Source organism: Verrucomicrobiota bacterium, from assembly GCA_037139415.1.
GTDB lineage: Bacteria > Verrucomicrobiota > Verrucomicrobiia > Limisphaerales > Fontisphaeraceae > JBAXGN01.
In genome coordinates this window covers 1-8,123 of the sequence record JBAXGN010000260.1, presented here as the reverse complement: position 1 = coordinate 8,123, position 8,123 = coordinate 1, and the positions used below count along the sequence as shown (strand labels likewise).

Below are 8,123 nucleotides of genomic sequence, written 5' to 3'. Positions count from 1 at the left end.
CGCAACGCGACAAGTGAACGCATCAAATGTGCCAAAAAGCAAATTCCTATCAGTTATTGAGCTGTTCGCTGGTGGCGGCGGTTTGGCCCTTGGCCTGCATAACGCAGGCTTTGAACCCGTTGCTGTTGTTGAACGGGATACGGATTCGTGCGCCACTCTTCGTGAAAATTGGCAGGTTGGTATGGGGGTGAATATCCGCGTTTTCGACACCGACGTTCGCCAAGTGGATTTCCGCCAATGGCGGGGGCAAGTTGAATTGGTTTCCGGTGGCCCACCGTGTCAGCCCTTTTCCATCGGTGGTAAGGCTCAGGGATATCGCGACGAACGCGACATGTTCCCACATGCGGTGAACGTGGTTCGGACAGTACAACCCGAGGCTTTCATTTTCGAAAACGTTCGCGGTTTGCTCCGCAAGTCGTTCGCAAAATACTTTGGTTACATTCTACTTCAGCTCCAATACCCCGAAATTTCAAAACAGGAGAACGAGAATTGGCCGGAACATCTCGCCCGCCTCGAAGAGCGTCATACCGCTGGAACCGACGAAGGACTTCGTTATCGGGTTGTTTTCCAGAAAGTCGATGCCGCCGATTTTGGGGTTCCGCAACACCGTGAGCGGGTGATAATCGTCGGCTTCCGCTGGGATATTCAAGAGCCATGGAGCTTCCCTCGCGCTACCCATTCTGGAGGCGCGTTGGAGGCTGCCAAATGGCTCACTGGCATCTACTGGGACGAACACCATGTTCCACGTGCTCATCGGCCGCAGCCGCCTCCGCAAGTCCTTCGTCGTCTCACCCGGGAAAACACATTACCGGTCTTTGCACGATGGCGCACGGTTCGGGACGCCTTGACTGGCCTGCCCGATCCGCAGTCTCCTGAAGCCTCACGCGTTATAAACCACAGATTTCAACCTGGCGCGCGTCGCTACGCGGGCCATACGGGTAGCGAGTTGGACAATCCCGCTAAAACCCTCAAGGCTGGCGATCATGGCGTGCCGGGTGGGGAGAATATGTTGGTCCGGCCAGATGGAACCGTGCGTTATTTTACCGTGCGCGAAAGTGCTCGTATCCAAACATTTCCAGATTGGTACCATTTTCCAAGTTCGTGGACCGAAAGTATGCGTCAGATTGGCAACGCCGTCCCAGTAACCTTGGCACGGATTATTGGCTTAAGCGTGGCTACCACGCTCGCCGCCCATCACCGCCACCTGCGGAGAAACCAATAAGTGTCAAAACATACGAACATCGCCAGCCTCCTTGATGAAATCCACGCGCTGGCCGCTACGCTGCCCGCCATACCCGACTTCACCAAGTTCTCTGACACGAAACGTCGTCACCTGCGCCAGAATCTCGAAACCACCATGCGCAAACTCGATACGGCCCGTTTGCACTTGGATCCGGTTCTCCTGCCGGCGCTTGTTTTCGACCCAACAGCTCCCAAAGTAGTCGGTAAACTCGTGGCCGACACCCTTTTGCTCCAGCCACGTGTACCCTTGGCAAATTCCGCTGAAACTAGGTTCTACGGCGCTGGCGTCTACGCGATTTATTATCACGGGAACTTCGACTGCTATTCTCCAATCTCCGGCAAAGAGCATCCAATCTATGTGGGAAAAGCTGATCCGGCGCAACTCCATGCTTCAACGCCCCAAGAACAAGGGGAGCGGCTTTCCAGCCGGTTGCGGGATCATGCCCGTAGCATTCGTGGGAGCACCAATCTCGAAATAAAGGATTTTGATTGCCGCTATTTGGTTGTCCGAAGCGCTTGGGTGGAAACAGCGGAGGATCATCTGATTGAGTATTTTAAGCCCGTCTGGAACAAGGAAACAAAAGTCTGTTTTGGTTTTGGGAAGCACGGCGATGACCCCGGTACCCGGGCCAACAAGCGCTCCCCTTGGGACACTCTCCATCCCGGCCGAAAATGGGCAACGCGTGTTGGCAATACTCCCGGTACATTGGAGGCGGATGAGATTAAAAAGACTATCCTAAGGCATTTTCAACTGAACCATCCAGCGGTATAATTTATTGCTTCTAAAATCTCATCCCACCATGACTACTCTCCAATTAGTTGACAAAATCGCGGCCATGAAAACCGGAAGGGCATTTCCTTCCTACATCGATTATGTTCGGTTCCCTCGCTTTCGGAATCTTGAGCCTGGCGCCAGGATTGATTTCACCTTCCCATTAACTGTGTTCGTTGGTCAAAATGGCTGTGGAAAGAGTTCGGCTCTCCAAGCGCTATACGGTTGCCCGAAAGGCAAAAGTGTTGGGAGTTATTGGTTCAACACCGTGATCGACCCTATCGAGGAAATGGCCGCCGAGAATCGTCATTGCCTGATATACTCATATGATGGTGGTGGACGGGATAGGGAAGTGCTCAAAACCCGAATAAATAAAGCCGGCCAGCCTGATTTGTGGGATACGAGCGAACCGATTGTAGCATACGGGATGAGGATAGGAAACAGGCATCCACCAATTGAGAAGGAGGTTGTTTACTTGAATTTTCGCGTGGTTCAGAATGCGTTCGAGCGGGCTTTTCATGCGGAGCGGCCCCCAGCTTCTGGTATCCAAGATTTATTGCGGGGCAGGTCGGTGAATCTAAAGGCGGCATTCAAAAGCGGGCGCAAAGGGGCTTTGGGTCACTTTATACATAGAGCCCACGAGGATGTGTACCAACTCTCGCCTCAGGAACTTCAAGATGTGAGCAATATCCTCGGACGCGAATATACGGCTGCCAAAGTGCTTCGGCACCGTTACTTCGGCCACTGGGGTCACTCCGTGATTCTAAAAACCAGAAACGCCTCCTACTCGGAAGCGTTTGCGGGGAGTGGTGAGACCGCTGTGGTTGTCTTGGTGCGTGAGGTTCATGCTGCTCCCAGTAACTCTCTCCTCTTGTTTGATGAGCCTGAGACATCATTACACCCGGGCGCTCAGCGGCTTGTGTTGGATTTCCTTTTGCACAAGTGTGTCTCATCAAAACACCAAATTATTATTTCCACCCATGCACCTGGATTTGTCGATTCCTTGCCTCCCAGTGCAGTGAAAATTTTTCAACCAACACAAGCGGGCAATTTCCGAATCATTCAAGATGTCCGACCGGAGGAAGCGTTCTTTTTTATCGGGCAGCCGTTGACGAATAAGCGAACCGTGATAGTCGAAGACCGGTTGGCAAAGAATATGGTGGAGGCATGCCTGGACCACATGGGACCTGCGGTCAGGAATTTGTTTGACGTTAGGTATTATCCTGGCGGAGCCAGCGCCATGAAAAAGGATGCGGTCATTTATTCACGCATGGAGCCATCAGAAATTTATCTGCTTTTTGATGGCGACCAGAAACCGGTAGGAGAAATTTTTAATCCGGATAACTTAACCCTTGCGCAGGACGCCAATCCTGTTCAGGCGGTTCTATTTCTTAACGAAGCAATTCGCAATGCTTTTGACATCGAGCCCGTTTTTGCCTCAGACGGTGGAGTTCAGGGCGGCAACCAGGTTCAGCAGCGCGACCTTCGCAAAGCGTATCTCCGTTATATGCGCCGCAATGCAGTCTTCTTTCCAATGGCATCGCTCGAAGAAGTTATCTGGGATCAATCCGCCGCAGAGACTTTCCTACGAACAATACTGCCAGTGGCCCAGTCACAGGCAATTGTAACTCGACTGCTCGGTGAGCCAAGTCATAAAAAAAAGTTTGTACTCTTTTCCGATGCGATTTGCGGCGGTAGCTCGGCCGGGGATCTTGACGTGTTCCATGCGATGCTAATCAAGCGCTGGGTCACCTTAGCCCCCGGATCATTCACCGCTACTATAGCGCTTCTCAAAGCGCTCAAGAGCCCCCGGTAATTAAGCGGTATTTCTTTGTTGCAACCCTAGCAGCCTGTTGAAATAATGGTCTTTTTGAAAAATCGCAAAATCGCACCGCCGTTTTGGGTGGCCCTATTCGTTACCCAGCGCGCTAATCTGAACCGTGTGCGCTCGTATAATGAGCTTTGTCGCTCGGGCGGGTTTGTCTTGCCCATACGCAACAGGCCACCCACGACGACCAACATGGTTCGCCCAACGAGAACCAGGGCTTTCCCCATCGCCGCCCACTGTTTTGGCGTGCCGACTCCGAAGAGTTTCCGCATCAACTGCGATAGGTTGTAGATGGCGGCCGACACTTTGAATCGCTTGTTCAAGTTTTCCAAACCCCGCAAGGTTGTTCGCCGCGCGCCGCCGGCATCCAGGATATGAGCGAAACTTCGTTCCAAGTGCATCCCCCGGCGCCGGAGCAGTGCCTTGCCCGATTTACTGCTGGCACTGCGCTTGGCGTTGCGCACCACCTGCGCTTCCGCTTTATCTAACTTCTCCAACCTCCGGTTCCTGACCGGATCGGAAATCACGGTCCGAATTCCTTCGGCCTGCAACGGCTTCATTTCCGCCACCGCATGGTAACCTTTATCCGCCGTCACACTCTGGAGGGTCAAGTCCTCGGCGGCCGCCTCCTGCGCCTGATTGATGTTCGCCTGCGCTTGCTGCACATGCCGACGCAAATCCTTCTGATCGGCTTCATGACCCAACCGGACCTCCGCATGCACAATGGCGCCGGTATCCAAATCCACGGTGTGTTCCGGTTTGTAGATCATCTCGGTGGCACCCGCCTTGGTCAGCCCAATCTTGGCGTCCGGATCGTGCGGATTGACCCACTCCTCATTGCTCATCTTTTTGGGCCGTTTGCGGTCAAACTGCCGCACCGCTTCGGCGTTGTGGGGATCAATCCCGTTTTCGCTGGCCAAGCGCTGAACATACGCCCAATACGCCTCCTCGGTGTTGCGGTGGATGAGGGTCTTGAGCGCCGCATTGGCTTCGATGACCGACGCATCAATGCCAACGTGCTTCCCTTGGAGCAGGCCGTGCTTGTCCAAAGCACTCAGAATGAGGATAAAGACTTGGTCGTAAATCGCCTGGCCCAACCGCAGCCGGATGATCGACAAACTGGAATGATCCGGGGTCGTTTCGGTCAAATCGTAGCCCAGGAAAGCGCGGATCGCGATGGAATCACTGCAACGTTCGGCCATCCCGCGCTCGCTGGCAAGGTCTTCAAAGAAACCGACCATCAGCATTTTGAAATACACCACCGGGTCAATGCCCGGACGGCCGCGTCCGGTTTCCGAATAGGCGGGCGCACACAGAGCACGGGCTTGCGCCGCGAAGCCAAAAGAGCTGAGCGTCTGGTCGAGTTTGGCGTAAAACGGGGTCGTGGCGGGCCGCACCAACTCCGAAGCAGCGATGAAAAGTTCCCGGGGCGCCAGTGATTGCGGTTTAAACACAAGACCATTGTGCCTTTTAGTAATTCTTAGACAAGACAAATATTCTACTTACGTGCGATTATTTCAACAGTCTCCTAGCCGTCAGCAGCGCAGTACTTAAATTCATTTAGGCTTGTACTCATCAAGTTCTTCCACCAAGTAGCCCGCATCCTTGAATCGTTTTACGATTTCCCTATACCGCTTGTCCGGACTTTTCACATGGTCCTGGAATGCCCAGCAGCCCTTCAGCCCCGTTTCCGCCACAACTTTGCGGTGGGTGTCCCGCACCGCTTCAGGAAACTGGAAAAAGCCGAAGATCGTTTCGCTGCCATGATCATCCGTCACCACCAGTACCACACCCTTGGATGGCGGCATTCGGCAGGTCCCCTCGCTGGCGTTATGGTGCCACACCCGGCTGTCATCCGGCAGGTTCGCGCCTTTTAGCCGTTCATCCTCTACCGGCCAGCCGGTGGTCAGTCGCCGTGAAAACTGCTTCCGCTCTGTCGTGTCAAAATTGACGTTCAGCATCAGCGTCGGCTTGAACCCCAGCGCTTGCGCCTCTTTTTCCACACCCCTCAGAAACGTCTCCAGTTCCGCCGCCGTCTTGTTCGCCGGCGCTTTGAATGTAAAATGATATGTGAGTCCCATATTGTTACCCTTTCGCCAGAGCCTCATCCGCCAACTTAACTTCACTTTCCGCCACCGTTTCAATCGGCTTGAAAGTCCAATCGCAAATCAACTGAATATCCACGCGGCCCTTCTCCGGTGGTGCCATCAGGACAAATCTCAATTCCTCTTCGCCCTCTTCCAGTACTCGCGAATACCTCACAATGTCGCCGGCCTTCATGGGCAGCCTCCAATCACCCTGGTCAGTTTCGCGCTGGCCAGCTTTTCTTCCACTCTTGGGCTGTGGCAGAGCACCGTTGGCCCCAGCGTCACTTCGTATTCCACCGTGCTTCCCTCCGCAAGCCCCTTCAATTTGGCGTCCGCGAGGTTGAACCACGTCAGGTATGTTACGCCATCAATCGTAGTGTATTGCTGTCCGAACGATCCAGTACTCAGCTTGAATCCCTGCAATGTGCCAATCATAACGATTACCGCAACGCGACAAGTGAACGCATCAAATGTGCCAAAAAGCAAATTCCTATCAGTAAAAGGCGCAAGCGGCGCGAAGGTATTGGCGGACAACTCAAAAAGACGTAAAGAGAACCTTTTGTGGATGAGAGCAGATTGTTTGGAATCCCTTTTCAGGACTCAAAAGACCTTGCGACCCCTCCCTTTCTCTGGCATAGTACCTTCATGCGGAAAAACAGTAAACGTGAGTTCAGTATAATCGTGGAGCGAGACGAAGAAGGCTACTATGTAGCCAGCGTTCCTGAATTGCCTGGATGCCATACTCAAGCCCGTTCCCTTGACAAGCTAATTGTGCGTGTACGAGAGGCCATCGAGTTGTGCCTGGAGGTAGAACGAGATAACCCGGCAAACACGGAGTTTATTGGCGTCCAGCGAATTAGTGTTTGAGTATGCCTCGGTTGCCTCGATTACGTGGACGCGAGCTTGTCGCAGCGTTGCGGCGGGCAGGTTTCAATGTTTTGCGCACTAAGGGCAGTCACCATTTTATGCAACATCCGGACGGGCGTCGTACAGTGGTGCCGGTTCATGCAGGTGAGACAATTGGCCCTGGTTTGTTGAGCAAAATTCTGGATGATGCGGAAATAGAGGTGGATGAGTTTACGAGGTGGTTATAACTGATAGCAGGAATTTGTTTTTTAACCAAAGAATTCCCTTTCGACGGACTGGCCGCAATGCGGTTATTTGGACTGGCGCTGGCGAACATTGAACAGAACCCCAGAGGGGCTGGTGAAGGCGGGGTTGGACGCGCTCACATTGAACGCTGCCAGGCCGGTACAATGGAGGAATGCGTAGGCACCAATGCTGGAAACGCTGTTCCCGATCACAACGTTGGTCAGGCTGGAGCATGAGTTGAATGCCGAGACCCCGATGTTTGTGACGTTATCAGGAAACGTGACACTTTGAAGGTTGCTGCAGGATCTGAACGCGCAGAGCGCGATGCTGGTGACGTTGGTGCCTATCGTGAGGTTGGTCAGGGTAGTGCGTCCTTGGAATGCCGAGACCCCAATTGTGGTGACCGGGAGACCTGCGATCGAGTCGGGGATCGTTACCGCGCCGCCGGGACCACAATAGCTGGTAATGGTGATCGTGCCATTATTGGTCCAGTAAGTGAAGCAGTCGGCTTGCAGGGCGGTGGGCAGTGCCAAAAGCAGGAGCAGCGGCAGGAGTTTCGCCGGGCGAATTGCTAGGAAATTGTGTTTTTTTAGCCATCGCACTCGCCGGACTTGTCGTGATGCGGTTAGAGAGCATTGGGTTTTGGGTGTCATAAATATTGAGTACACTAAATCCCGCTCTTGAAGTCGTCAACTGCGTTTTTTGACACTGCGTTTTTTGACATTTTTCCGCACTGCATGTCGTTTAGAGGTGATTTGCCAATATAAGGTCGCGCCATTTCTGCCCCAGAGGCAGACAGAATTTCCAAGCGAGAGATAATCGGGAGAGAGTTTCATGAAAAATTGTTACGCATTAAGCCATTGAACTATAAAGTGATATGTGAGCTAAACAGTTCTTCGCTTACCGCAACGCGACAAGTGAAAGCATCAAACGTGCCAAAAAGCAAATTCCTATCAGTTGGGGTGTGAAGTTGGTGCAAAAATGGGGTCACCAAACTGGAACATTTGTCCCTGGCGCTCATCCCCCGCCGTCCCGATGAGTTCTCCTTCCAGCAACGGTGTTAATTTTTGCAACTGTTTTCGGTGATTTTTTTATCCGTGGG

10 protein-coding genes are annotated in these 8,123 nt (G+C 53.0%); 5 read left to right on the top strand and 5 right to left on the bottom strand.

From position 1 onward, the window contains the following. The 3 genes from WCO56_27460 to WCO56_27450 form a co-directional block, all read left to right on the top strand. Nucleotides 1-1,222: DNA cytosine methyltransferase (locus WCO56_27460; GenBank protein ID MEI7733340.1), on the top strand; the 1,222-nt coding region annotated here is incomplete at its 5' end. Further along, complete coding sequence (locus WCO56_27455; protein MEI7733339.1) at nt 1,223-2,014, top strand: Eco29kI family restriction endonuclease; 792 nt, start codon at nt 1,223-1,225, stop codon at nt 2,012-2,014. It abuts the gene before it with no gap. Between the two features lie 28 nt (nt 2,015-2,042). After that, nucleotides 2,043-3,830: an AAA family ATPase gene (locus WCO56_27450; protein ID MEI7733338.1), complete on the top strand. Its 1,788-nt coding sequence runs from the start codon at nt 2,043-2,045 to the stop codon at nt 3,828-3,830. A 26-nt stretch (nt 3,831-3,856) separates the two neighbouring features. Here WCO56_27450 and WCO56_27445 read toward each other — a convergent pair whose 3' ends face one another. The 4 genes from WCO56_27445 to WCO56_27430 all read right to left on the bottom strand — a co-directional run bounded on the left by WCO56_27445 (nt 3,857) and on the right by WCO56_27430 (nt 6,364). Continuing rightward, nucleotides 3,857-5,296: a transposase gene (locus WCO56_27445; GenBank protein ID MEI7733337.1), complete on the bottom strand. Its 1,440-nt coding sequence runs from the start codon at nt 5,294-5,296 to the stop codon at nt 3,857-3,859. A 102-nt stretch (nt 5,297-5,398) separates the two neighbouring features. Further along, nucleotides 5,399-5,923 carry a hypothetical protein gene (locus tag WCO56_27440; protein MEI7733336.1) on the bottom strand — a complete coding sequence of 175 codons (525 nt, stop codon included), beginning with the start codon at nt 5,921-5,923 and terminating at the stop codon, nt 5,399-5,401. A gap of 4 nt (nt 5,924-5,927) precedes the next feature. Continuing rightward, on the bottom strand, nt 5,928-6,122 hold the full coding sequence (locus tag WCO56_27435) for a hypothetical protein (protein ID MEI7733335.1): 195 nt from the start codon (nt 6,120-6,122) through the stop codon (nt 5,928-5,930). Further along, nucleotides 6,119-6,364 (bottom strand): hypothetical protein, encoded by a 246-nt coding sequence (locus WCO56_27430; GenBank protein ID MEI7733334.1) that lies wholly within the window; start codon nt 6,362-6,364, stop codon nt 6,119-6,121. The genes WCO56_27435 and WCO56_27430 overlap by 4 nt, the downstream gene beginning before the upstream one ends. Before the next feature lie 210 nt (nt 6,365-6,574). On the opposite strand from WCO56_27430, the gene WCO56_27425 reads away from it, so the two are divergent. Next, entirely contained in the window at nt 6,575-6,796 is a 222-nt protein-coding gene (locus tag WCO56_27425) for a type II toxin-antitoxin system HicB family antitoxin (GenBank protein MEI7733333.1), read from the top strand. Nucleotides 6,797-6,798: 2 nt separating this feature from the next. Further along, nucleotides 6,799-7,023 (top strand): type II toxin-antitoxin system HicA family toxin, encoded by a 225-nt coding sequence (locus tag WCO56_27420; protein ID MEI7733332.1) that lies wholly within the window; start codon nt 6,799-6,801, stop codon nt 7,021-7,023. Nucleotides 7,024-7,086: 63 nt separating this feature from the next. Here the strand turns inward: WCO56_27420 and WCO56_27415 are convergent, their stop codons facing one another. Beyond that, nucleotides 7,087-7,623: a leucine-rich repeat domain-containing protein gene (locus tag WCO56_27415; protein ID MEI7733331.1), complete on the bottom strand. Its 537-nt coding sequence runs from the start codon at nt 7,621-7,623 to the stop codon at nt 7,087-7,089. Nucleotides 7,624-8,123: the final 500 nt, after the last annotated feature.

What these genes read in the sequence shown, in the direction of transcription:
- WCO56_27450 (MEI7733338.1), top strand. Translation starts at nt 2,043, where the DNA reads ATGACTACTCTCCAATTAGTTGACAAAATCGCGGCCATGAAAACCGGA.
- WCO56_27440 (MEI7733336.1), bottom strand. Translation starts at nt 5,923, where the DNA reads ATGGGACTCACATATCATTTTACATTCAAAGCGCCGGCGAACAAGACG.
- WCO56_27435 (MEI7733335.1), bottom strand. Translation starts at nt 6,122, where the DNA reads ATGAAGGCCGGCGACATTGTGAGGTATTCGCGAGTACTGGAAGAGGGC.
- WCO56_27430 (MEI7733334.1), bottom strand. Translation starts at nt 6,364, where the DNA reads ATGATTGGCACATTGCAGGGATTCAAGCTGAGTACTGGATCGTTCGGA.
- WCO56_27425 (MEI7733333.1), top strand. Translation starts at nt 6,575, where the DNA reads ATGCGGAAAAACAGTAAACGTGAGTTCAGTATAATCGTGGAGCGAGAC.
- WCO56_27420 (MEI7733332.1), top strand. Translation starts at nt 6,799, where the DNA reads ATGCCTCGGTTGCCTCGATTACGTGGACGCGAGCTTGTCGCAGCGTTG.